This is a genomic window from Albidovulum sediminis (genome assembly GCF_025380365.1).
Classification (GTDB): Bacteria; Pseudomonadota; Alphaproteobacteria; order Rhodobacterales; family Rhodobacteraceae; genus Albidovulum; species Albidovulum sediminis.
In genome coordinates this window covers 471595-494412 of record NZ_JAOCQF010000001.1, presented here as the reverse complement: position 1 = coordinate 494412, position 22818 = coordinate 471595, and the positions used below count along the sequence as shown (strand labels likewise).

Sequence of the window (22818 nt, the reverse complement as noted above, 5' to 3'; positions counted from 1 at the left end):
GAGCATGGCACTGAACGTCTATTTCGCCGCGGGCAAGGACATCTGGCCCGAATACCGGGACGCGATCCGGGCGGCCTCGGCCAAGAGGGGCCTGGCGGTCAACCTGTCCGACAGCGCGCCGGACCCGGCCGCGGTCGACTACATCGTCTACGCCCCGACCGAGTCGCTCTCGGACTTCGGCCCCTTCACCCGCTGCAAGGCGGTCCTCAGCCTCTGGGCCGGGGTGGAGCGCATCGCCCCCAACCCCACGCTGACGCAACCGCTGTGCCGGATGGTCGACGACGGACTGACGGAGGGGATGGTCGAATGGGTGACGGGCCATGTCCTGCGCCATCACCTGGGCATGGATGCCCATATCCTCGGGCAGGACGGCGTCTGGCGTCACGGCGTCAAGCCGCCCCTGGCGCGGGACCGGCGCGTCACCATCCTGGGCCTTGGCGAACTGGGAACATCCTGTGCCAAGGCCTTGGCGCAGCTCAACTTTCCCGTCACCGGCTGGAGCCGGACGGAAAAGGCGATCGAGGGCATCGCCTGCCTTTCGGGCGAGGCGGGGCTGGCCGAGGCGCTGGCGCGGGCCGACATCCTGGTGACGCTCCTGCCGCGCACCGCGGCGACCGAGAACCTGATGAACGCCGAACGCTTCGCCTGCATGCCGATGGGCAGTTTCCTGATCAATCCGGGCCGCGGCGCGCTGATCGACGACGACGCGCTTCTGGCGGCGCTGGATGCAGGCCGGATCGCGCAGGCGACGCTCGATGTCTTCCGGGTCGAACCGCTGCCCCCCGGCCATCCCTTCTGGGCGCATCCGAAGGTGACGGTGACGCCGCATGTGGCCGCCGACACCCGCACCGCGACGGCCGCCGGGGTGGTGGCGGAGAACATCCGCCGTGGCGAGGCGGGCGAGCCGTTCCTCTATCTCGTGGACCGCAAGCTCGGGTACTGACCGGGCGAAAGGCCCATGACTTCAGAGCATTGACAGGCCAAGCCGTGCGGGGCCTCGGGTCGCCGGGTCAGCCATCGCGCTGCCGGTAGCCGCGCAGGTAGGGCACCTTCGGGGCGGCGGGTTCCGGCCGGGTGGCGCCCTCGTCCGGCGCCGGGGGAATCGACAGGTCGATGGCGCGTGACACCCGCAGGAAAGCCTCCGTCGCCGCGCCTTCGGGCGGCAGGAAGGCCACCTCAAGTTCGGTCTCGCCACCCGAAAAGACCTGCGCCTCGGCCACCGCCTTGGCCAGCCCCGGCTCGGCGCCGGGCACCGCGCCGACAAAGCCCGCGACCAGCGGCGCGCGCCCGTCGTCGTGAACGGCGCGCGCCAGTCCCGCCTGCCGGGCCAGCGCCCCGAGCCCGCGCAGCTTTGCCTCCAGTTCCGCGACCAGCGCCGGGGCGACATCGCCCGCAGGCGCGAAGCCGCGCGGCCGACCCTCGGCGCGGTCCGGCCGCTGCCCGAGCGTGCGGGCCAGCCAGTCCACCGCCTCGGCCGGCAGAAGATGGGCCGAGGGCGCGACGGCCAGGTTCAGCGCCAGCCCGATCCCCTGCCCCGCAAGCTGCGCGGCGACGACCCGGCCCGGCAGCGCGGCATAGGGCGCGGGCGCATCGCAGAAGGTGGCCAGCCGCTCCTCCCGGTCGAAGGCGGCGACGAAGGCCCCCTGCTCCAGCGCGAAGACCTGCGGCGCGATGTCGTCCCCCGCGGGTTCTGCGGCGAGAAGCAGGAAAAGCTCGGTATCGGCCAGCCGGTGATAGAAGCGCAGCCGCGCCGCGTCATCCTCGGGTGCGGCCTGCATCGCGGCATGGGCCAGGTCAAGCGGGGTCGTCTCGGTCATCGCGCATCACCTCGGCCACCCGGGCGCGGAGGGCGGGAAGCAGATCCTCCGCGAACCAGGGATTGCGTTTCAGCCACGCGGTATTGCGCCAGGACGGATGGGGCAAGGGAAAAACACCGGGGCCGAAGTCGCGCCAGCGCGCGACGGTGGCGGTGACACCGCCGGCAGAGGCCCGTTCGCCGAGGTGCCAGCGTTGCGCATGCCCGCCGACAAGAACGGTCAACCGCGGCGGCCCGAGTGCGGCCATCACCCGGCCGTGCCAGGTGGCCGCACAGCGCGCGGGCGGCGGCAGGTCCGCGCCCTTCGCGTCATAGCCCGGAAAGCAGAAGGCCATGGGCACGATTGCCACCCGGTCGCGGTCGTAGAAGGTTGACTCCTCCAGCCCCAGCCAGTCGCGCAACCGGTCGCCCGAAGGGTCGGTGAAGGGCCGGCCGGAGGCATGGACGCGGGCGCCCGGCGCCTGCCCCGCGATCAGCATCCGCGCGCCGGGGCGGAACCAGACCACCGGACGCGGCTCGTGCGCCGTCGCCGTCGCCACGAAGTCCGCAGCGCACAGCCGACAGGCCGCGATGTCGGGCAGAAGTCCGGGTTCAGGACTGTTCATGCCGGCACTCTAGGGCGCGCGCCGCATCGCGGCAACGGCGATGCGCCTGCGGCGTGCTGGCGGTTGCCCCGACAGCCCGTTTCCAGTAAGCCAACCGGAAAGCCGGGAGGAGGGAACCGCATGTATCGCGTCTGGAATTTCGTCTCCAGCTATTCGCTGCTGTTGATCGCAGGCGCGCTTCTGGCCCTGGTCTGGGCGAATATCCACGCCGAGAGCTACCACCACTTCGTCGACTTCGTGCTGATCGACAACTTCTGGATCGGCCACCCGCACGAGGAGGGCGGCCATGTCACCCGCACGCTGACGCTGCACTTTCTCGTGAACGACGTTCTCATGGCGCTGTTCTTCGCGATCGCCGCGAAGGAGGTGTGGGAGGCGGTGATCCTGGAAAACGGCGCGCTGCGCGGGCGCAAGGCGGTGACGCCGCTGATCGCCACGGCGGGCGGCATGCTGGGGCCGGTCGCCGTCTATCTGGGCCTTGCCGCCGTCCTCGGCGTCTACGAAAGCGTCAGCCGCGGCTGGGCGATCCCGACGGCGACCGACATCGCCTTCTCCTACCTCGTCGGGCGCATGGTCTTCGGCGCCGGGCACCCGGCGATCCGCTTCCTTCTGTTGCTCGCGATCGCGGACGATGCCGCGGGCCTCATCATCCTTGCCATCTTCTACCCGACCGGAGACCTCGCGCCGGAGTGGCTCCTGCTGTCGCTGGGCGCGGCTGTCACGGTCTTCGTCCTCTTCAACTGGCTGCCGCGGCGGATGGACCGCGGCAACCAGCTCAGGCCCAACTCGACCTGGGTACGCAAGTACCTGTCGTTCTGGCCCTACCTGGTTGCCGCGGCGCTCAGCTGGTTCGGCTTTCAGGAGGCAGGCATCCACCCCGCGCTCGGCCTCTTGCCGATCGTGCCCACGGTGCCCCATGCCGACCGCGCCTTCGGCATCTTCGCCGCGGCGGAGGAACACCTGACCGACCTGCTGAACTGGATGGAGCATCACCTGAAATACCCGGTGGAGATCATCCTGTTCTTCTTCGGCCTGCTGAACGCGGGCGTCGAGTTCTCGGCCATCTCCGAGCCGACCTGGCTGGTCTTCTTCGGCCTCATCATCGGCAAGCCGGTGGGCATCGCCATCATGGGCTGGATCGCGGCCTATCCGTTGCGCTTCGGCCTGCCGCAAGGGATGCGGACGATCGACCTAGTGGTGGTGGGCTGCGTCGCCGCGATCGGCTTCACGGTGGCACTTTTCGTCGCCTCGGTCGCCTTCCCCGGCGGGCCGGTGCAGGACGCGGCGAAGATGGGCGCGCTCTTCTCCTTCGGGGCGGCGCTGATCTCTCTGGCCGCAGGCCGGCTTTGCAAGGTGGAGAAGGTGCGCGGCTGAGCCCGCGTGCAACATCCCCCTTCCCCTTTCGGGCGCGAAGGCGTCATAATGCAGCCCGGATAACCGCGTATCGTCCCTGTTAAGAAAATTGCCGTAAGGACGACGGAGCGAGAGCAGTGATCGGGGCGGGCAGATGCTCGAATTCATCGAGGTGAGCAAGTCCTACTGGACGGGCACACAACGCAAGGTGATTCTGGACCGGGCGACCTTCAGGGTCGAACTGGGCAATTCGCTGGGCATCCTGGCCCCGAACGGGACGGGCAAGACCACGATCATCAACATGATGGCCGGGACCGAACGCCCGGACGAGGGGCGCATCCGCCGCGCCTGCCGGGTATCCTTTCCGCTGGGCGCCCCCTCGACCATGAACGCCGGGCAAAGCGCGCGGGAAAACGCGCGCTTCCTCGCCCGGCTTTACGGGCTCGACCCCGACTACGTTGAGGCGTTCTGCCGCTGGGTCTGCGACATCGGCGAATATTTCGACCGCCCGGTGTCGATCTATTCCAGCGGCATGAAGGCCCGGCTGGGCTTTGCGATGCTTCTCGCGCTCGAATTCGACATCTACCTGATCGACGAGGGCATGCCGAGCACGACGGACGTGGAGTTCAACCGCAAGGCCGGCGGGATCCTGCGCGAAAGGCTGCGCAACGCCACCGTCGTCATCGTCTCGCATCAGGCCAAGACGCTGGAAAAGTTCTGCCGCTCGGCCGCCGTTCTCAGGGACGGTCGGCTGCACATGTTTGACACCCTCGAAGAGGCGAAACGGATGTACGAATATGCCGCCTAAGGCCACCCGGTTCCGCATCCGCCGCGCCGCCCCGACCGACTTGCTGCCGCTGGAGGGCGGCGACGAGGACGGCTTCGGCAACGATCCCTTTCCTACCGCCGCCGCCGCACCCGCCGAAGATGCCGAGATCGCGGCGATCCGGGCCGAGGGGCTGACCGGCCACCAGTTGCGCACCGCCCAGCGGATCGCCCAGCGCCGAGGCTTTGCCGCGACATCGGAATTCGATGCCGTGCGGCTCCTGCGCAAGGCCGGGATCGACCCCTTCGCGCGCGCCGAACTGGTGGGCATCGCCGGCCAGCCGGGGACGGAGGCCGCGCCGGACGCGGGCCTGCCCCGCGTCGTGCCGCAGCCGGAACGGCAACTGCCCGCCGCCCCTCTGGGCGAAGGGGAGCGTGCGCGCGAGATCCTGAAGATGCAGCGCGAGATCGTGCGCCGCCGCCGCCGTGCCGTTGTCGCCCTGATGGCCCGGCTTGCGGCCTTCGTGGTGCTGCCGACAATCCTCGCCGGTTACTACTTCCTCGCCGTCGCCACGCCCCTTTTCGCCACCCGCAGCGAATTCCTGATCCAGCAGGCCGAAGCGCCGGGCGCGGCGGGCATCGGCGGCCTGCTGAGCGGCACGCAGTTCGCGACATCGCAGGATTCGATCACCGTTCAAAGCTACCTCCAGTCGCGCGATGCGATGGCCCGGCTCGATGCCGACCTCGGCTTCAAGGCGCATTTCAGCCAGGACTGGATCGACCCGATCCAGCGCCTTGCGCCAGACGCCTCGAACGAGGACGCCTACAAGCTCTACCGCCGCAACGTCCGCATCGGCTTCGACCCGACCGAGGGTATCATCAAGATGGAGGTGATCGCCGCCGATCCCGCCACCTCGCAAAGCTTCGCCGAGGCGCTGATCGGCTATGCCGAGGAACGGGTGGACAACCTGTCGCTACGCCTGCGCGAGGATCAGATGAAGGGCGCGCGCGAGGTCTACGAGGATGCCGAGGCCAAGCTTCTGGCCGCGCAAAAGCGGGTGCAGGAACTGCAGGAGCGTCTGGGCGTCTTCGACCCGCTGTCGGAATCCGGGGCGATCCTGACCCAGATTTCGACGCTCGAACTGGAAGGCCAGCAGAAGCGGCTGGAGCTTGAGCAGCTTCTCGACAACGCCCGCCCCAACCAGGCGCGGGTGGAAGGGGTGAAGGGCGACATCGCCCGGATCGCGTCCCTGGTCGCGGACCTGCGCAGCCAGCTGACCGGCACCTCCGGCGCGAACGGATCGCTGGCGGCCGTGACGGGCGAGATGCGGATCGCGGAACATGATCTTCAGACCCGGCAGATGATGCTGGCACAGGCGCTCCAGCAGCTGGAACTGGCGCGGATCGAGGCGAACCGGCAGGTGCGCTACCTCTCGACCGGCGTCAGCCCGATCGCGCCGGATGAGCCGACCTATCCGCGCGCGTTTGAAAATACCGCCTTGGCCTTCCTGATCTTTGCTGGCATCTACCTGATGCTGTCGCTGACCGTCTCGATCCTGCGGGAACAGGTCAGCGCCTGACTTGGAGAGGCCGATGATGACGGATGTGACGATCGGCGGGCTGACCGTCGGCAACGACCGGGTTCTGACCGTGATCGCGGGGCCCTGCCAGCTGGAAAGCGCCGATCATGCGCAGATGATCGCGGGCCGGATGGCGGAGGCCTGCCGCGCGGCCGGCGCGCAGTACATCTTCAAGGCCAGCTACGACAAGGCCAACCGCACATCCCTCAAGGGCAAGCGCGGGATCGGGATGGAGGCTGGACTGAAGGTGCTGGAGGGCGTGCGCGCAGCACTTGGCGTGCCGGTCCTGACCGACATCCACGACGCCGAACAGGCGAGGGTCGCCGCGAGTGTCGTCGACGTGATCCAGATCCCGGCCTTCCTTTGCCGGCAGACGGACCTCCTCATCGCGGCGGGCGAAACCGGCTGCGCCGTCAACATCAAGAAGGGCCAGTTCCTGGCGCCCTGGGACATGGCCAATGTCGCCGCCAAGGTGGAAAGCACCGGCAACCGGCGCATCCTTCTGACCGAACGCGGCGTAAGCTTTGGCTACAACACGCTGGTCGCCGACATGCGGTCGCTGCCGACGATGGCGAAGACCGGCTACCCGGTGATCATGGATGCGACCCATTCGGTGCAGCAGCCCGGCGGTCTGGGCGGCTCGTCCGGCGGCCAGCGCGAGTTCGCGCCGGTGATGGCACGCGCGGCGGTCAGCCTTGGCATCGCCGGTGTCTTCATCGAGACGCACGAGGACCCCGACCATGCGCCTTCGGACGGGCCGAACATGATCTCGCTTGACCAGATGCCGAAGCTGCTGGGCACGCTGATGGCGATCGACCGCGTGGCCAAGGCCGACCCGGTCCGGGTCTGATCCCGAGGGAGATCAGCGGAGCGCGCGGGCGCGCGCACACCCCTTGCCTCGCCGCCGCCCGCCGGCGGCGGCTCAGGCGCCTCCGGCGGGAGTATTTGGGCCAGACTGAAAGGGTTAGCCGCCGGACGCGGCCTGCCCCGCGGCCCAGCCCGAGGACCAGGCCCACTGGAAGTTGTAGCCGCCGAGCCAGCCGGTGACGTCCACCACCTCGCCCACGAAGTGGAGGCCGGGAACGGATCTTGCTTCCATCGTGCGGGCGTCGAGCGCTGCGGTGTCGACCCCGCCGAGCGTCACCTCGGCGGTACGGTAGCCTTCGGTGCCCACCGGGCGGAGGTGCCAGCGATGGATGGTTTGCGCGAGACGGTCGAGGGCGGCGTTCGACTGCGCGGCAAGCGGACCGGAAAGTTCCGCCCGCGCGCAGACCCAGTGGGCGATCCGCTCGGGCAGGAAGCGGGCAAGGACGTTGTACAGCGCCTGCCGGCCGGCCACGGACCGGAGCGCCGCGAGGTCGCGGGCAAGATCGGCGCCAGGAAGGAGATCGGCCAGGATCTCCTCCCCCTCGCGCCAGTAGGACGATATCTGCAGGACCGCCGGGCCCGAAAGGCCGCGGTGGGTGAAGAGAATAGGTTCTTCGAACCGGGCCTTGCCGCAGGCAAGCCGGGCGGGAAGTGCGACGCCCGCGAGCGGGCGGAGGCCCGCAAGATCCTGTTCGGCGAAGGTCAGCGGGACCAGCGCCGGCCGCGTCTCGGTGACGCGCAGCCCGAAATCCGCCGCGATCCGGTAGCCGAAGCCGGTCGCCCCCATCTTCGGGATCGACTTCCCCCCGGTCGCCACGATCACCCGGCGGGAGGCGATGTCGCCATTGGCGGTGCCGGTCACGAACCCATCGCCCTTTCGGGCAACGGAGGTGATCGCGCAGGACAGGATCAGCTCCGCCCCGGCTGCGCGCAGGTCCGAGACCAGCATGTCGACGACCTGCCGGGCGGAGCCGTCGCAGAACAGCTGGCCGGCCGTCTTTTCGTGCCAGGCGATGCCGGCCGCATCGATCCGGGCGACGAAATCGCGCGCGGTGAAGCGGGCAAGCGCCGAGGCCGCAAAGCGCGGGTTTTCCGACAGGAACCGGTCCGGCGCGGTGGCGAGATTGGTGAAGTTGCACCGCCCGCCGCCCGAGATCCGGATCTTCTCGCCCGGGCGCGCGACATGATCGATCACGATCACGCGAGCGCCGCGCCGGGCGGCCTCGGCGGCGGCGAACATGCCGGCCGCACCGGCCCCGAGAACAAGGACATCGCAGGAACGCATCGACCGGACATAGCCGGGATCGCGTGCGGCCTCAACCGGCGGAAAGCGCGATTTTGGGCTTGCAGCGCTGCGGGCGCTTGGATAAGAACCGCCGCACCGGATGGGGCGTCGCCAAGTGGTAAGGCAGCGGTTTTTGGTACCGCCATTCCCAGGTTCGAATCCTGGCGCCCCAGCCAACCAGTCCAGACATGACGGCAGCCTTCGAAGGCTTGGGTCTTGCGATCCGGGCGCCGTTCGCGCTGCCCCATGGGGTGCCCCAGAGGCTTCGCTAGGAAATGCAAGGGCAGACGTGAGTGATGATGGTCAAGCGAGACCTCAGTTGGAACACCCCGAGGTGCAGTCAAGGCGCGACGGCTCGTTGGCCTGATGATGGCCTAGCGGGCGGACTTCATCAGCGAAGGCGTTCAGACGTACCGCGCACAACGACCGGACACATGACCGCGCACCGAACGATCGCCATCAGCTCAAATCAACCCTTGCACAAACGGAGCCGCCCACACACGACAGTACCGTCCGCACCCTTCACGTCGCGGATCCGGAGAAGCGTGAAGGCGCCCCGCGTTTCGACGGTCTCGGCTGACAAGGGGCTAACCCCGTCCGGCCATTCTCCGGAAAGCAGGATGTAGGAAAAGCCCGTGTCCCAGAATTCGAGGTAGTTCCACCAAACCCCGGAGTTTTCCGGCCACTTGCCATCGAATGCCAGCCTCGCGGCCCTGGCAGGTGAGGAAGAGGGTTGAGGCGCGGACAGGTGCTTCCACTTTTCCGTCAAATGCAGCGGATGCGACCCCCGGACGAACAGCGTCGGCACGAAGGCCTGCGCGAAGGGGACGAGATACGCCGCGGTGTGCCAATCGAAGGTGGTTAGGACCAACCTGTCGCCACGGACCGGAATGACGCGCGATCCGGCAGGCAGATCGGCAGCGACGGCTTTCAGATCGGCGATGTCAGCACTGTAGGCGTGTGCCGCCCGGTCAAAAACGTAGGTCCGGGAGGTCACGACCACGACCAGCAGGACCGACAGAGCGCGGGCGGCGTTCCGGTTCTTGCATTCCAACTTTGTCGCGCCGATCGCCAGCGCAAGCCAAAGCGCCGGAAAACGGATGTGAACAAATGCGACACCGGCCAGAGTACTGGGCATCATCAGTGTCAAGAGCCCGAACAACGACAGCGGCAGGGCCAGATCCCGGGCCAGTTCGAGACGAAAACCGAACCTGCCCTTTAGAAGGACCGCGATTGACGCCATAGCCAAGATAAGCACCCCGCCGCGCAACAGCCATATCAGCTCATCGCCGGCCGGAGAGCGGCCGAAGGGCGACAGCAATGCGCTCAGCCTGGTCATCGGGTGGCCGAAGGTTGTGACAGCGCCATACCCATCAGTGCTGCTGCCGGGAGCTGAGAACGCCAGTGCTGCAAGCACGACGGAGCCAACGATCAGCAGTGCTGGCCAGCTCATCGAGGCTGGCCGAAGCCAACCACTTCGCCGAAACCTCGACAGTTCGTAAGACGTCACGATGCAGGCGAAAGCCAGCAGGTCGAGAACATGGCCGACATAGAGAACGACGGAAAAAAGCAACGCCGAACCTGCGTGCAAGATCGGTCGTCCGCGATACCCCACCCAAGCCGCGAATCCGAGGATCACGAACATGCTGAATAGATAGAAATTTTCGAACCCCCAGAGCAATGCCGCATTGTGCACGAGCAGGGCGGACGCAAGGGACCACACCGACCACGACTTGTGCAGCACTCGGTAGAGCACCGCGACACTGGCCACGAACCCGACCATCCCCATGGCAATCACCGCGCGCGAGAATGTTGCCGCATCCGTGGCCAGCTGGCCAAGCGCCAGCCAAAGCATATCGACCGCGACATTCGTTGTCAGGCTGACCGAATAGGTGAAATACTCGGAAAGCGGACCATCCAGATTGGCCGCGACGAAGCGCCGCGCGATGTGGTTCGGCAGATCTTCGAGCGGCAGGTACGCATTGCGTACCAGCGGCGCCAGCAAGAGAACCGCTATCAACAGCGCCAGTGCGGCCGTCGCGGTGTCACCTGTCCATTTCTTCATTGCGTGCAATCTCTTCGACAAGGTAGTGCGGTCGTCCCTTTGTCTCGATGTAGATCCGTCCGATGTATTCGCCGAGGATGCCGATCCCGATGATCTGGATGCCGCCGATCAGGTAGATCGACACGATCAGCGATGCCCAGCCCGAGATCGTCACACCCATGAATGCCATGACGACGGAATAGATGATGTAGCCAAGCGAGAATGTCGAAATAGTCATACCCAGATAGAAGAAAAGCCTAAGCGGCCGGACGGAAAAGGCAGTGATCCCATTGAGGCCAAGCACAATCATCTTGTGCAACGTATAGGCGGACTGCCCGCGTTCGCGCCGCTTGCGTTCGTATTCGACCGTGGAAGTTCGAAAGCCGAAGCTCTTGATCAATCCGCGAAGGTAAAGATTGCGCTCGCCGTATTGCATCAGCGCATCAAGGGCCTTTCGGCTCATCAGCCGGAAATCGGCGTGGTTGTAGACCGAGTCGACCCCCAAGGCTCCGAGAAGGCGGTAGTATACGTGCGCGCTCATCCGCTTGAATACGGTGTCGCTACTGCGGTCGCTGCGAACGCCAAAGACGATCTCGTCTCCGGAAACATAGGCACGCAACATCGCCGGAATGATTTCTATGTCATCCTGCAAATCGGCGTCCAGACTAATGACCGCATCGCCGCGCGCCGTCATCAGGCCGGAAAGCAGCGCAGCCTGGTGGCCAAAATTTCGCGAAAGACGCACGCCGACAACCTCGGGCCTGCGACGCGAGGCCGATCTGATCAAGTCCCATGTAGGGTCCGAGGAACCGTCGTCGACCAGAACGATCTCGCAGCTTCCAAGGGACGGAATATCGGTCTTCATGCGATCCCAAAGCCCGAGGATTGCATCGATGAACGCTTCGACATTCGCCTCCTCGTTATAACAGGGCGCGACAAAAGAAACCGTCAGCGGCTTGCCAGCTTGCCGTCGGGGGGCACAGACGGATAGGCCGGTTGCCATCGCTTTCATCTACGGAACACCCAAAGCCGCATGAGTTGCCAGTTGAGGATCGCAAGAGTACCGGAGACGATCACCCCGGTTGACATCGAACCAAGTCGCAGGAGGTCACGCAACGCATAGGCAAGGACACTGCTAACAAAAAGCCCGATCCCGTTTGTGACGGCAAAACGAAGAACAGCGGGAAGGATCGCGGCCTGAGACCGGAACGTATGCCATCTGTGTCCTGCGAACTGGAAGACGATCGCCACCAAATAGGCGATCAGGTTGGCGGAGAACGTCGCCAGGCCCTGCGCCGCTAGAAACATGAATGACAGCACGTAGATCAGGGCCGTCAGCCCACCGATCAACCCGAACCGCATAATCGTGGATAAGGTACTGGTCTGCGCTTCCATCAATCCATCCGATCGGCCGTCAAAGGCTCAGACTGCGGCGTTTCAGGCGCGCCAGTTCCTGAACGACCGAAGCGGGCAGCAGCGACAGGATTGCACAGCGCAGCCGCCACCAGGCTGACGCGTAGTTCGGCAATGGGGTGCCCTCGGGGACGACATGGCGGCCTAACGATGCAGGAAGGGTCGCCACCGCGTCGTCACGCACATAAAGAATCGAATTGTACCGATACCAAGGGGCGACAGAACGGTCTTTGCGCAGGACCGGGCGGATGCAATCGACAGCAGTAAATCCGCGCGCCCTAAACAGCGCCCGCCAGTACTCCAGCGGCTGTTCGTTCACATGATATTCGCCGCCCTGCCCCGGAACAGCCGCCGAGAAGAGCACACGATCGGAAAACCCCGACAGGGTGTCGATCAGGATCGGAGCCGATGCCTCGGGCAGATGTTCGGCGACCTCGAGCGAGCTTGCCAGCGCGAAACGCCGGTCCGCCTTCAAAGGGCGTGTCAGGTCATGGGCCTGAAATGCGTCTTCGGCAATCTCAAGCCTAGCACGGTCGACATAGTCGCCATCAATTCCGCGGATATCCTTGGTGGCGAACCGTTCAGCGAACACAGCAGCCCAAGCGCCGGAACCACAGCCAACATCAACAAGCGATGCTTCACCATCTTCCAGTAACGGCGCCAAATGGTTGAAAACCGATACCGCCGAGCGGCGGGATCCTGAAGAAATCGAGCGATAGTACCGTGTGTCGTATAATCCTGCCATTTCGCATTCGACCATTTGCAGACGCGCAGCGCGGCGCAAGACCCCTTTTGTTCTTTCCGCCCCGGGTTTCATTCCAGTGAAGAGTATAGAGCCCTCTATCGCTTAGGCCAGCACTCTTGCACAGTCGGTCCGCGCACGTCGTGCAATTTCTACGCAGCCTGACCCTGGTTGTTCCAATTTCAGGCGTAGCCACTGCGTTCGAATACAACGACTATACAGAGTGGCAGGAAGAAAACCAGCAAGGCACGGTGGACCAATACATTCAGGAGACCGTCGAGACGACGAAGCTGGCCATCGACGAAGTACTCGATAAACTCCCTGCTTGGCTCTCGATAGACAGGGACGAACTGATTGGGCAGATGGAAACCATGTTTGCCCAGATGCGGTCTCTCGTGGGGGATTAGCGTGGTAACCTGGGCTACGATCTGGCTCGATACCGCGCGAGGCCAGTGGTTCTCGACAAACAGACCACCAGCCCCCATCGGGTCCGACGGGTCTCCCGCTTTCGAGTTCCGGCGGGTCAGTGACACGGGGCTGGCCTACAGCAGGTCGTAATCCACCCCGTTCGCCGCGAAGTTCCGCTCGTCCTGCAGGTTCTCGCCCCGGCTGCCCAGTTCCAAGTGGTCGGGGTTGATGCAGAGGCGGTTGTTGCAGCGGTGCCTGGGGTGCCCCTTGGGGTTGTCGTGCCCAAGTTCCTCTTGAACGATTTTCCAGATTGGCATGAGGCGGTTGGCAGGCGCGACAAATCGAACACCGAAAGAATCTTTCGTGCCGGAACAAGGGCTAAGCGACGGCTGGCGGCGCCAATGAGAACTAAAGCTCGCAATCGGCGTTACGATGACCTATCTAGGGCGGGCATCTCTATCTTCGAACCTGTTCCTTCTGGCTCAGCTTTGGACTTTCAGCTTTGCCAAGCCGCCACGTCCCGTGGGCGGCGCCCATTCAAGGAATGACACGATGGCCACTGGCACCGTGAAATGGTTCAACTCCACCAAAGGCTTCGGCTTCATTGCCCCAGAGGGCATGAGCAAAGATGTGTTTATTCACATCACCGCGCTCGAGCGAGCGGGCATCCAGCACCTCAAAGATGGTCAGGCTGTCAGCTTCGACGTCGAGTCTGACCGCAATGGCCGCGAGTCGGCAACGAACCTTAAGCTCGCTTGAGGGCATACTTCACGTGGCACTCGGGAAGGGGGCGATTTGGTCGCCTTCCCCACCTCTTTTCCGGCGCCGTCCCATACGCTCGCTGGAAGAATTATATGTAAGAAACTGGACATGATAGAAATCAACTGGGGGCACCCCCTCAACTTCGTGGTGTCGTCCGACGGCACCCTGCAAAGCTTCAGCACCGTCGAACAGGTGCGCTATTGGCTACGCAACCGGTGGCCGATCGCCGACGACGCGCGGCAGACCGCGCTCAGCAGGATCCAGGACGCCATGGACTGCATCTGCTCGGTTGGCACTGCCCGGCGCGCCTTCATCGCGGCGGCCCGATCCGCAGGCTTCGTGCACGAGACCCTGATCGCGGACGCCCAGCTTCAACCGACCAGCTGACCGGCGCGGCGCCTTGTTAGGGCTCCGGAGCCGATCCGGGAACGGCAACATTGCCCAGAAAGGACGCCAAATGATGAAGAACACCCCCTTGGAAAGTGAACCCGGCAAGGACCGCAGCGGCACATCGCCGAAGCCGGAAACCAGGCCGGAACCGGCGGATCGGGAACAGCGCGAGTCGATCTTCGACACCTCTTACGCGCCGGAGCGGGCGGAGCTGCGCAAGGCCTGGTCGAGGCTGCAACGCCGGAAATGACGGGCCGACCCGTGCCGTCGAGTGAGTCGCCGGCGTGTGACCCCTGATAAGTCCCGTGAGCGCGAAGGTATTGCGGCGGCAGGAGTCCGTCAGAATTTCGGCGAATTTTACGGACTTGCCCAGCCAATCCGCCCGGCCGGCGCGGGATTGTTCACTTTGGCCGAAAGTGCATGTCCATTTAGACAAGTTCCCCAAAGCGCCGCGCCATGCGATATTATCTGAGACGCAGATATCATCGTCGTTGTGTGTGTAACCAGTGCGGCAAGTGTAAGTGCGACGATGAGTTTCTGGAGTTGGCTCCGCCCGGCGGCTCTCTCAGGGCGGAGCCAAACTCCTTGATCCCGACCACCGGATACCAGACTGCCGGGCTTTGCGGCCCGGCAGGTCGCGCGCCCGGCATCCTGCGCGGTTTCCGCAACCCTGTTGACGCCCCTACCCCCGTTCCGCCTCGACCATCCGCTCCACCAGCTTGCGGAAGCGCATGGCGCCCGCGTCGAGGCCGAGGTTGAGGTAGGGGGTCGCGGGGGATTTCATGCCCTTGTGGACGGCCTCCAGAACCTCCTTGTCCTCGTTGAAGGCCATCGTCGCACCCGCGAACATGCGTTCGGACACCTCCTCGTCACCGGCCAGCGCGCTGCGGTGCTGGAACCAGAAGTAGAGCGTGTGGTCCTCGTCGACCGGCGTCATGAAGTTGTAGGAGAAGTTGACGAAGGCCGTCCCCGGCAGGGCGTCGTCGTCGCCCCCGGTCCCGGCGGGCGTGTAGATCGACTTGTTGATGGCGATCGAGGGCGTGCGGCATTCGTAGTGCTGCTTGCGGTCGCAGTTGCCGTTGAAGCCCAGGAACTGCTGGTAATAGGGCGCGGCAGGCCGGTCGGGGATCCAGCGCCAGACGATCACCCGGTCCGCGCCTTCGGTGATCTGCAAGGGCACGTTGTCGGTGCCCGCGCCCGCGAAGGAGGTCAGGTGCACCCAGGCCACATGGCTCGGGTCCAGCAGGTTGTCCGTGATCCAGAGGTAGTTGCACGCGATGTCGAGCGCGCCGCGCCGGGTCTGCCCCCAGGTCGGGTTGTCGTAGTTCGGGATCTCCAGGATCGCGCCCGTGTCGGCCTTCGCCGGGTCGCCCGGCCAGATCCAGACAAAGCCGTAGCGTTCGGCCAGCGGATAGGAATGCACCCGCGCGCGTTTCGGGATCGCGCCCTCCTGCGTGGGGGCGGCGACGCATCCACCCGCCCCGTCGAAGGTCAGCCCGTGATAGCCGCAGACAACCGTATCGCCCTTAAGCGTGCCTTTCGAGAGCGGCAGCTTGCGGTGCGGGCAGGCATCCTCCAGCGCCACCGGGCTGCCGTCGCCACGGCGGTAAAAGACGATCTCGTCGCCGAACAGCCTGACCGCGCGCAGGTCGCGGCCGAAATCCTCGCTCCGGCCCGCGACGTACCAGGCATTGCGTGGAAACTCGCCCGAAAACATGGTCCCCTCCCCTTCGGATTCGCTTGCTCCGATCATTAGCAGATGATTAAGTCAAACTAAAGTCACTTGCCGCAGGCCAGAGATGCCCGATCCTTCACTCCGCCCCGCCCCGGCACGCCCCTTGCGCATCGACATGCACGCCCATTTCTACGGCGGCGGCCTGGTGGAGGCGCTGTCCGCCCGCGAGGCCCGCCCCTACCTCCGGCGCCGTGACGACGGGACGCTGGGCATGGTCGCGATGAACGGCGAGTTTCCGTTCAAGCCGGACTATTTCGACATCTCCGTGGGTCTCGCGCAGATGGACGCGCAGGGGCTGACCCATCGGCTCCTGACCTTTCCCGGCGCGCTCGGTCTCGACGTGCTGCCCGCACCCGAGGCGCGCGCCATGATCGCGGCCTTCAACGACCACCTCGCCGGCCTGCGCGGGGCGACGGGCGGGCGCATCTTCGGCCTTGCGGGCCTGCCGCTGGCCGACATCGACGCCGCGGTCAGCGAAGTGCGCCGCATCCGGCGCGAGTTGAACCTTCCCGGCATCATCCTGCCCTCGAACTACTTCAACTCGGTGGCCGAGGCGAAGACCCTCGCCCCGGTCCTCGCCGCCGCGAACGAGACGGGCTGCCACGTCATGATCCACCCCGGCCTCAAGGTCGGAGAGGTGCCGCCCCCGCCGCCGGCCGATTTCATGCAGTACCGCACCTCGGCGGTCGCCCTTCAGGCGCAGGCATCGCAATCCGCGCTTACCCTGATCCTGTCCGACATCCAGGACCTCTGGCCGCGCCTCGGCTTCCAGATCGTCAACCTCGGCGGCACGCTCCCCTTCATCTTCGAGCGGATGGAGGCGATCGCGCGCCACCGGAACCCCGACGAGCCCTTCCCCACCGCGCGCCTGCGCAACCTCTGGTACGACTGCGCCTCGCTCGGCCCGCGCGCGCTGGAGGCGGCGGTCAAGGTGCTGGGCGCGGACCGCATCTTCCTCGGCTCCGACTACCCGATCTTCCTCGACGACCCCCACGCGCGCGCCCTCGATCCGGCCGACATCGCCCCGGCGGACAAACTCCGAATAGCCGGCGCCAATGCTTTTGAGTGTCTTGAGCAAACCCTCGGGTGACTTTACGTCACCTGTCACGGGCGGGGGCAGTTCGGGCTGGTGGCACGATCGCTTTCGCGCATAATCGGGGCAGGCGCGAAAGGAGGGCTCGTGGCGGAGAACCAGTCCATCGACCCGGCGGGAGCCGAGGGAAAATCGGGGATCTCGTCGGCGGTCGGCACCGCCGTCCACAACCTGCGCGTCCACGCCTCGATCACGCTGCGCGAACTCGGCCGCAAGTCCGGCGTGTCGCCCGCAATGATCTCCCGCATCGAGAATGGGCAGGTCTCCCCCTCTCTCTCCACGCTCGAATCGCTGGCCACGGCGCTTGACGTGCCGGTGATCTCGCTTTTCCAGCACACGGTGCAGAAGTCCGACATCGCCTTCGCGCGGGCCGGCGAAGGGCTGCAGGCCCGGCGCATCGCGCCCGGCCACACCCACGATTACCGGATCCTCGGCAGCTTCGCCAACAACGCCCTGCGGTTCTCGGTGGCGCGCGTCACCCTCAGCCGCGCCGACGACGGCACCCACCCGGTCTACCACAACACCGGCTACGTGCTCATCACCATCCTCGAAGGGCAGTGCGTCTACGGCTGCGGCGACCATGTCTACGACATGGGGCCCGGCGATTCCCTGACCTTCGACGCGCAGTTGCGCCATGGCGTGCGCTCGATCCTGACCGACACGGTCACCTTCCTCACCGTTTCGGCCCGCCCCGCCTGACGCGCGATCACCGCGCCAGACCCTGCGCCTCAAGCCAGCGGGCCGAGGCGAAGACCCCCCGCACATCGGCCAATTCCAGGATCAGTCGCGGCATGACGGCAAGCCCGGCCAGCGCGGCAAAGACCGCGGGCCAGGCAATGTTGCCCTGCCCGATCGGCCAGTGCCGGTCGCCCCATCCGTCGGCATCCTGCACATGCACATGCGCAAGGCGCGCCCCCGCCGCGCGGACGAAGGCATCGACCGGCGGCGCCCCGGTGGCGCGATGGGCATACTGCGCGTGCCCGGTGTCGATCGAGACCGCGACGGCCGCGCTCCCGAACGAGGCGGCCAGCGCCACCCGTTCGGCCGGGTCCACATCCTCGCAGTTCTCGAGGACGAGCGTGACGCCCAGCGCCTCGGCCCGCCGCACCACGGGGGTGAGCGTGGCATGGGTGCGCGCCAGGATGCCGGCGCAATCGTCCCATTCGGTGCTCCGGTTGTGGGCGTGCCAGGTCGTGTAGGGGCTGTGCAGCACCATGTGCGCCGCCTCCCGCCCCTCGGCCATCACGGCCAAACCGTCAAGCGCGTCAAGGAACCGGCGCTGGACGATGGCGCGCACCTCGGGGTCGGGCGTATCAACCAGAAGCCCCTCGTAGGGGCCATGGATGCCGATGCGCCCGCGATGCCCTTGCAGCGCCGCCCGCCCGCGCCGGCCGATGGCGCGCCAGTCCTGCCCGATCGCGCCGACCGGGATGAAGTCGCGCACCTCCACGTCGCGGTCAGCGCCCAGGACGAAGGCCTTCAGCCCCTCCACGCCCTCCAGCTCGTCCAGTGTCAGCGCCACACCCAGAACCGGAAGGCTGTTCGTGCGGCTCATCGGCGTCCTCCTTTGCTTGCCCTCTTCATAGGCTGCGTTAACTATGGCCGGAAGAGTCATTCGCGAGGCCGCGCCGATCCTGCGTCGTCTCGGGACCGGCAAACAGGGTGCTTGACATGGGCGGGAAAACAAGTTAGTCATGACTAACAAACAAACGGATGCAACCACGCAGCTGCAAGACAGCATCAGGCGCCTTCAGTGGCACCTGTGGCGTCTCTGGCGACAGGAGTCGCAGAAAAGCGGCAGCATGGAGCTGACTTCCACCGAGTACGACTATCTCGATGTCGTCGCTTGGCACCCCGAGGGGTTGCGCCTGACCGATCTGGCCGAGCGCATGGGGGTCAGCAAGGCCTCCGCCAGTGCCATGGCCTCCAAGCTCGAGGCGCGGGGATATCTCGAACGGACCCCCGACCCCGAGGACAAGCGTGCAAGCCTGATCCGGCCCACGCCCAGGACCACGGCACTGGAAGGCGAGGAAAACGCCATTCACGCGCGCGCCGCCGCCACCCTAGCCGCTGCTCTCAGCGACGAGGAACTGGCCCGGTTCGAGGAACTTTTCGAGAAAGCCTGTCAGGGGTTGCCCTCTGCCTGACGGGTGGAGGTTGAGATGACGACGACGACCCTGACCCGGACCTTCTGGTCCTACACCCTGCCCGCCATGGCCGCGCTGATGGTCAGCGGGCTTTACGCGGTCGTGGACGGCATCTTCATCGGCCACGCACTCGGCGCGCCGGGCCTGTCGGCCCTGAACCTCGCCTGGCCGCTCGCGGGGATCATCTGGGCGGTCGCGATGCTGGTCGGCATGGGCGGCGGGGCCGAGATCGGCCGCGCGCGCGGGGCCGGCGACGCAGCCGCGCGGGGCGAGACGCTGGCGGTGACGCTGCTGCTCATGGTGCTGATCGGCGCGGCGACCGGCGCCGCGATCCTCGGCTTCGGGCCGGCCTTCCTGGCGCTTCAGGGCGCGGAGGCGGGGCTGGCCGCGATGGGGCTTGGCTACCTGTCCGTTCAGGGCTGGGCCGCGCCCGCGATCATGGCCGGCATGGCCTTCCCGCTTCTGCTTCGCAACCTCGGCGCGCCGCGGCTTGCCACCGTGGCGATGCTGGCCGGCGCCGCCGTCAACGTCGGCTTCGACTGGCTGTTCGTCATCCGCCTGGACCACGGCCTGGCCGGGGCCGCCCGCGCCACGGTGATCGCGGAGCTTGTGGTGATCGCCCTCTGCACCGTCGCCATGGCCCGCCTCGGCGCCTTCCGCGCACTCCGCCCCGGACGGACGGCGCTGGCGCGCGCCGCCCGCATCCTGGCGATCGGCTTCTCCTCGATGGTGATGGCGCTTTACGTCAGCTTCGTCGTGGTGCTGCACAACATGCTGTTTCTCAAGCATGGCGGCCCCCTGACGCTGGCCGCCTACACTGTCGCGGGCTATGTCATGTCCTTCTTCTATTACTTCGCCGAGGGCGTCGGCGGCGGCATGCAGCCACTGGTCAGCTACTACCACGGCGCCCGCGACCGGATGCGGATGGCCGCCGTCCTGAAGCTTGCGCTGATGCTGAGCCTGGGCGGCGGGGCGGTGCTGACCGTGCTGGTCGTGGCCTTCCCCGGCCCGGTGGCGCAGGTCTTCGCCGGCAGCGACCGCGCCCTGATCGCCGAGGCGGCGCACGGGCTGCGGCTGCATCTGTCGGCGATGGTTCTGGACGGGTTCATCATCCTGTCGGCGACCTATTTCCAGGCGGTCGGGCAGGCGCGCAGCGCCACCTTCATCACCGCGGGCAACATGGCGGTGCAACTGCCGTTCCTGTGGCTGCTGCCGCTGTTTCTGGGCGTCGACGGCGTCTGGCTCGCGATGCCGCTCTCGAACGTGGCGCTGTCGGGCGTCGTCGTCTGGATGCTCTGGCGCGCCCACCGCGGCACCTTCGCCCGCGCAGCCGTGCTGGCGCGCAGGGCACTCGAAAACGGGGCGCCGGCGGTCCATGCCTGAAGGCGGGCGGGCTGCCCCGCTCAGACCCCCAGATAGCGGTCGGCGACATCGGCGCTGAGCGCGCCGATCACCCCGGCCCAGGCGGTTGCCCCGCGTTCGAGGATCACGGCGCGGTCGGCCACGCCCGCGATCTCGCGCACCGACTTGTCGATCAGGAGGATGGCAAGGCCCTCGCCCTTCAGCGCGCGGATCGCCGCCCAGATCTCCTGCCGGACCGAGGGTGCCAGCCCCTCGGTCGCCTCGTCGAGGATCAGAAGCCGCGGATTGGTCATCAGCGCCCGCGCGATCGCCAGCATCTGCTGCTCGCCCCCCGACAGCGTCCGCGCCGTCTGCCCCATCCGCTCGCCCAGGCGCGGGAACAGCCGCGTCACCCGCGCCACGTCCCAGGGGCCGGGGCGCGCGGCGACGGCCAGGTTTTCGGACACCGTCAGCGGCCCGAAGGTCCGCCGCCCCTCAGGCACAAGGCCGATCCCCAGCCGCGCCGCCCGGTAGGACGGCAGCCGGGCAAGGTCCGTGCCCGCGAAGGCGACGCGCCCGCCCGTCGCCGGCAGCATCCGCGCGATGGTGCGCACCGTCGTCGTCTTGCCCATGCCGTTGCGCCCCATCAGCGCGACAGCCTCCCCCTCGCCCACCGTCAGGCCGACACCGTAAAGCGCCTGCACCGCGCCATAACCCGCCGTCACCCCCGAAAGCTCCAGCAGCGCGCTCATGCCTCCTCCCCCAGGTAGGACCGGCGCACCTCGGGGTTGGCGCGGATCTCGGCGACCGGGCCGGTGGCGATGATGCGCCCGTAGACCAGGACCGAGATGCGGTCAGCCAGCGCAAAGACCGCGTCCATGTCGTGCTCGACCAGCAGGATCGGCGCCTCGGCCCGAAGGTCCGACAGGATCGCGGTCAGGTCGCGCGCGCCTTCCGCCCCCATCCCCGCCATCGGCTCGTCGAGCAGGAAGGCGCGCGGCCGCATCGCCAGCGCCATCGCGATCTCCAGCCGCCGCCGTTCGCCATGCGACAGCGTGCTTGCGGGCACGCCTTCCCGCCCGGCCAGCCCCGCCTGCTCCAGGTGGAACCGCGCCGGATCGGTCAGCGCCCGATCCTGCAGCGCGGGTCTGAGGAAGCGGAACACCCCGCCCCCCGCGCCCAGAACGGCCAGCATGGTGTTTTCAAGCGCCGTGAACTCCGGCACCACCGATGAGACCTGGAAACTGCGCGCCAGCCCCAACCGCGCCCGCGCCGCGGCGTCGAGCGTGTCGATCGCCTGCCCCTCGAAGGTGATGGTGCCGCGGTCCTGCCGCAGCTCTCCGGTGATCTGCTTGATCAGCGTCGATTTCCCCGCCCCGTTCGGCCCGATCAGCGCGTGGATCTCCCCCCGGCGCAGGTCAAGCGTCACCCCGTCGGTGGCCTTGAGCGCGCCAAAGCTTTTCTCCAGCCCGCGGATGTTGAGGATCACGTCAGACATGGCGCCGCCCCCCGGGCAACAGGCCCAGGATGCCGCCCGGCGCATAAAGCACGATCGCCAGCAGCAGAAGCCCCAGCAACGCCTGCCAGTATTCCGACACCCCGCCCAGCACCTGCTCCAGCAGAATGAAGACCCCCGCCCCGGCGACCGGCCCCGCCAGCCGCCCGACGCCGCCGAGAATGACGAACACCATGATCTCCCCCGACATATGCCAGGACAGCATCGCCGGGCTGACGAAGCGGTTGAGGTCGGCGTAAAGCGACCCCGCCAGCCCGACGATCACCGCCGAGAGGACAAAGGCCGTCAGTTGCAGCGCGAAGGGCCGGATGCCCGAGGCCATGACCCGCTGCCGGTTCGCCCGCGCCGCCTGCAGCGCCAGCCCGAAGCGCGACCGCGTGACCAGCGCCGAAAAGCCCATCGCCAGCGCCAGCAGCCCGGCCGCGATGGCGAAGAACTGGAGCGGGGCAAAGGTGTTCAGCCCCGGAAAGCTGTTGCGGACGTAGAAGGACAGCCCGTCCTCCCCGCCATAGGCGCGCCAACTGATCGCGAAGTAATAGACCATCTGCGCGAAGGCGAGGGTGACCATGATGAAGTAGACGCCGCTCGTGCGCAGGCTCAGCGCCCCGATCACCAGCGCGGCCAGCGCGGTGACCACCATCGCCATGGGCCAGAGGCCCAGCATTTCGGCACTGCCCGCGACGGTGAACGGAAAGGTCAGGACCGGCGTGCCCGCGGCCGCGTGGCTTGCGAAGATGCCGGTGACATAGCCGCCTATCCCGAAGAAGACCGCGTGCCCGAAGGACACCATCCCCCCGTAGCCGAGCGCGAGGTTCAGACCCACGCCCGCCAGCGCGAAGATCGCGGCCTTGGTGGCCAGCGTCACCACATAGGGCGCGCCCGCGAGATGGGCGACCAGCGCCACCGCGACCAGCGCGGCGAAGACGGTGGCATTGAGGATGGCAACCCGTCTCATC

Annotated in this window: 25 protein-coding genes, 1 tRNA gene and 1 pseudogene; 14 read left to right on the top strand and 13 right to left on the bottom strand. The window is 66.8% G+C overall.

The features are described from left to right. The first annotated feature begins 4 nt into the window (after nt 1-4). Entirely contained in the window at nt 5-943 is a 939-nt protein-coding gene (locus tag N5I32_RS02415) for a 2-hydroxyacid dehydrogenase (protein ID WP_261493792.1), read from the top strand. Between the two features lie 67 nt (nt 944-1010). Here N5I32_RS02415 and N5I32_RS02410 read toward each other — a convergent pair whose 3' ends face one another. Then, nucleotides 1011-1817: an SseB family protein gene (locus tag N5I32_RS02410; protein WP_261493791.1), complete on the bottom strand. Its 807-nt coding sequence runs from the start codon at nt 1815-1817 to the stop codon at nt 1011-1013. Next, on the bottom strand, nt 1795-2421 hold the full coding sequence (locus N5I32_RS02405; protein WP_261493790.1) for a uracil-DNA glycosylase family protein: 627 nt from the start codon (nt 2419-2421) through the stop codon (nt 1795-1797). The genes N5I32_RS02410 and N5I32_RS02405 overlap by 23 nt, the downstream gene beginning before the upstream one ends. 120 nt (nt 2422-2541) lie before the next feature. On the opposite strand from N5I32_RS02405, the gene N5I32_RS02400 reads away from it, so the two are divergent. The 4 genes from N5I32_RS02400 to kdsA all read left to right on the top strand — a co-directional run bounded on the left by N5I32_RS02400 (nt 2542) and on the right by kdsA (nt 6969). Continuing rightward, entirely contained in the window at nt 2542-3795 is a 1254-nt protein-coding gene (locus tag N5I32_RS02400; protein WP_261493789.1) for a Na+/H+ antiporter NhaA, read from the top strand. Nucleotides 3796-3928: 133 nt separating this feature from the next. Beyond that, the gene (locus tag N5I32_RS02395; protein ID WP_261493788.1) at nt 3929-4582 is read left to right on the top strand and encodes an ABC transporter ATP-binding protein; all 654 of its coding nucleotides are present in this window, start codon (nt 3929-3931) and stop codon (nt 4580-4582) included. After that, nucleotides 4572-6119, top strand: coding sequence for a KpsE/RkpR family capsule polysaccharide export protein (locus N5I32_RS02390; protein WP_261493787.1), 1548 nt, complete (start codon nt 4572-4574; stop codon nt 6117-6119). Before N5I32_RS02395 ends, N5I32_RS02390 begins: the two co-directional genes overlap by 11 nt. Before the next feature lie 16 nt (nt 6120-6135). Continuing rightward, nucleotides 6136-6969: a 3-deoxy-8-phosphooctulonate synthase gene (gene kdsA, locus N5I32_RS02385; protein ID WP_261495902.1), complete on the top strand. Its 834-nt coding sequence runs from the start codon at nt 6136-6138 to the stop codon at nt 6967-6969. A gap of 114 nt (nt 6970-7083) precedes the next feature. Here the strand turns inward: kdsA and N5I32_RS02380 are convergent. Beyond that, nucleotides 7084-8283: pseudogene (locus N5I32_RS02380) on the bottom strand (BaiN/RdsA family NAD(P)/FAD-dependent oxidoreductase); the annotation flags it as partial. Nucleotides 8284-8372: 89 nt separating this feature from the next. Between N5I32_RS02380 and N5I32_RS02375 the strand changes: the two are divergent. Then, a tRNA-Gln gene (locus tag N5I32_RS02375) sits at nt 8373-8447 on the top strand. A 293-nt stretch (nt 8448-8740) separates the two neighbouring features. Here N5I32_RS02375 and N5I32_RS02370 read toward each other — a convergent pair. From N5I32_RS02370 to N5I32_RS02355, 4 genes are read right to left on the bottom strand one after another with little or no spacing between them, the layout of a single operon-like run. Next, nucleotides 8741-10336 carry a hypothetical protein gene (locus tag N5I32_RS02370; protein ID WP_261493786.1) on the bottom strand — a complete coding sequence of 532 codons (1596 nt, stop codon included), beginning with the start codon at nt 10334-10336 and terminating at the stop codon, nt 8741-8743. Beyond that, nucleotides 10317-11327 (bottom strand): glycosyltransferase family 2 protein, encoded by a 1011-nt coding sequence (locus N5I32_RS02365; protein WP_261493785.1) that lies wholly within the window; start codon nt 11325-11327, stop codon nt 10317-10319. Before N5I32_RS02365 ends, N5I32_RS02370 begins: the two co-directional genes overlap by 20 nt. After that, the gene (locus N5I32_RS02360; protein ID WP_261493784.1) at nt 11324-11710 is read right to left on the bottom strand and encodes a GtrA family protein; all 387 of its coding nucleotides are present in this window, start codon (nt 11708-11710) and stop codon (nt 11324-11326) included. Before N5I32_RS02360 ends, N5I32_RS02365 begins: the two co-directional genes overlap by 4 nt. A 19-nt stretch (nt 11711-11729) precedes the next feature. Further along, nucleotides 11730-12512 carry a methyltransferase domain-containing protein gene (locus N5I32_RS02355; RefSeq protein ID WP_261493783.1) on the bottom strand — a complete coding sequence of 261 codons (783 nt, stop codon included), beginning with the start codon at nt 12510-12512 and terminating at the stop codon, nt 11730-11732. Between the two features lie 101 nt (nt 12513-12613). On the opposite strand from N5I32_RS02355, the gene N5I32_RS02350 reads away from it, so the two are divergent. Next, complete coding sequence (locus N5I32_RS02350) at nt 12614-12877, top strand: hypothetical protein (RefSeq protein WP_261493782.1); 264 nt, start codon at nt 12614-12616, stop codon at nt 12875-12877. 135 nt (nt 12878-13012) lie between these two features. Here the strand turns inward: N5I32_RS02350 and N5I32_RS02345 are convergent, their stop codons facing one another. Continuing rightward, nucleotides 13013-13195 (bottom strand): HNH endonuclease, encoded by a 183-nt coding sequence (locus N5I32_RS02345; RefSeq protein WP_261493781.1) that lies wholly within the window; start codon nt 13193-13195, stop codon nt 13013-13015. A gap of 235 nt (nt 13196-13430) precedes the next feature. Between N5I32_RS02345 and N5I32_RS02340 the strand changes: the two genes are divergently transcribed. The 3 genes from N5I32_RS02340 (at nt 13431) to N5I32_RS02330 (ending at nt 14280) form a co-directional block, all read left to right on the top strand. Beyond that, nucleotides 13431-13637, top strand: a complete 207-nt coding sequence (locus N5I32_RS02340) for a cold-shock protein (RefSeq protein ID WP_261493780.1) — start codon at nt 13431-13433, stop codon at nt 13635-13637. Between the two features lie 111 nt (nt 13638-13748). Then, nucleotides 13749-14027 (top strand): DUF982 domain-containing protein, encoded by a 279-nt coding sequence (locus tag N5I32_RS02335; RefSeq protein ID WP_261493779.1) that lies wholly within the window; start codon nt 13749-13751, stop codon nt 14025-14027. Between the two features lie 70 nt (nt 14028-14097). Continuing rightward, nucleotides 14098-14280, top strand: coding sequence for a hypothetical protein (locus tag N5I32_RS02330; protein ID WP_261493778.1), 183 nt, complete (start codon nt 14098-14100; stop codon nt 14278-14280). Between the two features lie 432 nt (nt 14281-14712). On the opposite strand, the gene N5I32_RS02325 is transcribed toward N5I32_RS02330, so the two are convergent. Continuing rightward, on the bottom strand, nt 14713-15747 hold the full coding sequence (locus N5I32_RS02325) for an aromatic ring-hydroxylating dioxygenase subunit alpha (protein ID WP_261493777.1): 1035 nt from the start codon (nt 15745-15747) through the stop codon (nt 14713-14715). An 82-nt stretch (nt 15748-15829) separates the two neighbouring features. Between N5I32_RS02325 and N5I32_RS02320 the strand changes: the two genes are divergently transcribed. Together N5I32_RS02320 and N5I32_RS02315 are read left to right on the top strand one after the other, a co-directional pair. Beyond that, complete coding sequence (locus N5I32_RS02320) at nt 15830-16855, top strand: amidohydrolase family protein (RefSeq protein WP_261493776.1); 1026 nt, start codon at nt 15830-15832, stop codon at nt 16853-16855. Between the two features lie 90 nt (nt 16856-16945). Next, nucleotides 16946-17557, top strand: a complete 612-nt coding sequence (locus N5I32_RS02315; RefSeq protein ID WP_261493775.1) for a helix-turn-helix domain-containing protein — start codon at nt 16946-16948, stop codon at nt 17555-17557. 7 nt (nt 17558-17564) lie between these two features. Here the strand turns inward: N5I32_RS02315 and N5I32_RS02310 are convergent, their stop codons facing one another. Then, the gene (locus N5I32_RS02310; RefSeq protein WP_261493774.1) at nt 17565-18413 is read right to left on the bottom strand and encodes a sugar phosphate isomerase/epimerase family protein; all 849 of its coding nucleotides are present in this window, start codon (nt 18411-18413) and stop codon (nt 17565-17567) included. A gap of 247 nt (nt 18414-18660) precedes the next feature. On the opposite strand from N5I32_RS02310, the gene N5I32_RS02305 reads away from it, so the two are divergent. Together N5I32_RS02305 and N5I32_RS02300 are read left to right on the top strand one after the other, a co-directional pair. Then, nucleotides 18661-19005 (top strand): MarR family winged helix-turn-helix transcriptional regulator, encoded by a 345-nt coding sequence (locus N5I32_RS02305; protein ID WP_261493773.1) that lies wholly within the window; start codon nt 18661-18663, stop codon nt 19003-19005. Between the two features lie 15 nt (nt 19006-19020). Next, on the top strand, nt 19021-20388 hold the full coding sequence (locus N5I32_RS02300; RefSeq protein WP_261493772.1) for an MATE family efflux transporter: 1368 nt from the start codon (nt 19021-19023) through the stop codon (nt 20386-20388). Nucleotides 20389-20408: 20 nt separating this feature from the next. Here N5I32_RS02300 and N5I32_RS02295 read toward each other — a convergent pair whose 3' ends face one another. Genes N5I32_RS02295 through N5I32_RS02285 form a run of 3 tightly spaced genes read right to left on the bottom strand, consistent with a single transcriptional unit; the run spans nt 20409 to nt 22817 of the window. Next, on the bottom strand, nt 20409-21098 hold the full coding sequence (locus tag N5I32_RS02295; protein ID WP_261493771.1) for an ABC transporter ATP-binding protein: 690 nt from the start codon (nt 21096-21098) through the stop codon (nt 20409-20411). Beyond that, a complete protein-coding gene (locus tag N5I32_RS02290) occupies nt 21095-21844 on the bottom strand; it encodes an ABC transporter ATP-binding protein (protein ID WP_261493770.1) in 750 nt (249 codons plus the stop codon). The genes N5I32_RS02295 and N5I32_RS02290 overlap by 4 nt, the downstream gene beginning before the upstream one ends. Continuing rightward, entirely contained in the window at nt 21837-22817 is a 981-nt protein-coding gene (locus tag N5I32_RS02285) for a branched-chain amino acid ABC transporter permease (protein ID WP_261493769.1), read from the bottom strand. Before N5I32_RS02285 ends, N5I32_RS02290 begins: the two co-directional genes overlap by 8 nt. Between the last annotated feature and the right edge of the window lies 1 nt (nt 22818).

Bases quoted from the DNA above. Each gene is read 5' to 3' on its own strand.
- N5I32_RS02415 (WP_261493792.1), top strand. From the start codon at position 5: ATGGCACTGAACGTCTATTTCGCCGCGGGCAAGGACATCTGGCCCGAA.
- N5I32_RS02410 (WP_261493791.1), bottom strand. From the start codon at position 1,817: ATGACCGAGACGACCCCGCTTGACCTGGCCCATGCCGCGATGCAGGCC.
- N5I32_RS02405 (WP_261493790.1), bottom strand. From the start codon at position 2,421: ATGAACAGTCCTGAACCCGGACTTCTGCCCGACATCGCGGCCTGTCGG.
- N5I32_RS02400 (WP_261493789.1), top strand. From the start codon at position 2,542: ATGTATCGCGTCTGGAATTTCGTCTCCAGCTATTCGCTGCTGTTGATC.
- N5I32_RS02395 (WP_261493788.1), top strand. From the start codon at position 3,929: ATGCTCGAATTCATCGAGGTGAGCAAGTCCTACTGGACGGGCACACAA.
- N5I32_RS02390 (WP_261493787.1), top strand. From the start codon at position 4,572: ATGCCGCCTAAGGCCACCCGGTTCCGCATCCGCCGCGCCGCCCCGACC.
- kdsA (WP_261495902.1), top strand. From the start codon at position 6,136: ATGACGGATGTGACGATCGGCGGGCTGACCGTCGGCAACGACCGGGTT.
- N5I32_RS02370 (WP_261493786.1), bottom strand. From the start codon at position 10,336: ATGAAGAAATGGACAGGTGACACCGCGACGGCCGCACTGGCGCTGTTG.
- N5I32_RS02365 (WP_261493785.1), bottom strand. From the start codon at position 11,327: ATGAAAGCGATGGCAACCGGCCTATCCGTCTGTGCCCCCCGACGGCAA.
- N5I32_RS02360 (WP_261493784.1), bottom strand. From the start codon at position 11,710: ATGGAAGCGCAGACCAGTACCTTATCCACGATTATGCGGTTCGGGTTG.
- N5I32_RS02345 (WP_261493781.1), bottom strand. From the start codon at position 13,195: ATGCCAATCTGGAAAATCGTTCAAGAGGAACTTGGGCACGACAACCCC.
- N5I32_RS02340 (WP_261493780.1), top strand. From the start codon at position 13,431: ATGGCCACTGGCACCGTGAAATGGTTCAACTCCACCAAAGGCTTCGGC.
- N5I32_RS02335 (WP_261493779.1), top strand. From the start codon at position 13,749: ATGATAGAAATCAACTGGGGGCACCCCCTCAACTTCGTGGTGTCGTCC.
- N5I32_RS02330 (WP_261493778.1), top strand. From the start codon at position 14,098: ATGATGAAGAACACCCCCTTGGAAAGTGAACCCGGCAAGGACCGCAGC.
- N5I32_RS02325 (WP_261493777.1), bottom strand. From the start codon at position 15,747: ATGTTTTCGGGCGAGTTTCCACGCAATGCCTGGTACGTCGCGGGCCGG.
- N5I32_RS02320 (WP_261493776.1), top strand. From the start codon at position 15,830: ATGCCCGATCCTTCACTCCGCCCCGCCCCGGCACGCCCCTTGCGCATC.
- N5I32_RS02310 (WP_261493774.1), bottom strand. From the start codon at position 18,413: ATGAGCCGCACGAACAGCCTTCCGGTTCTGGGTGTGGCGCTGACACTG.
- N5I32_RS02305 (WP_261493773.1), top strand. From the start codon at position 18,661: ATGGAGCTGACTTCCACCGAGTACGACTATCTCGATGTCGTCGCTTGG.
- N5I32_RS02300 (WP_261493772.1), top strand. From the start codon at position 19,021: ATGACGACGACGACCCTGACCCGGACCTTCTGGTCCTACACCCTGCCC.
- N5I32_RS02295 (WP_261493771.1), bottom strand. From the start codon at position 21,098: ATGAGCGCGCTGCTGGAGCTTTCGGGGGTGACGGCGGGTTATGGCGCG.
- N5I32_RS02290 (WP_261493770.1), bottom strand. From the start codon at position 21,844: ATGTCTGACGTGATCCTCAACATCCGCGGGCTGGAGAAAAGCTTTGGC.
- N5I32_RS02285 (WP_261493769.1), bottom strand. From the start codon at position 22,817: ATGAGACGGGTTGCCATCCTCAATGCCACCGTCTTCGCCGCGCTGGTC.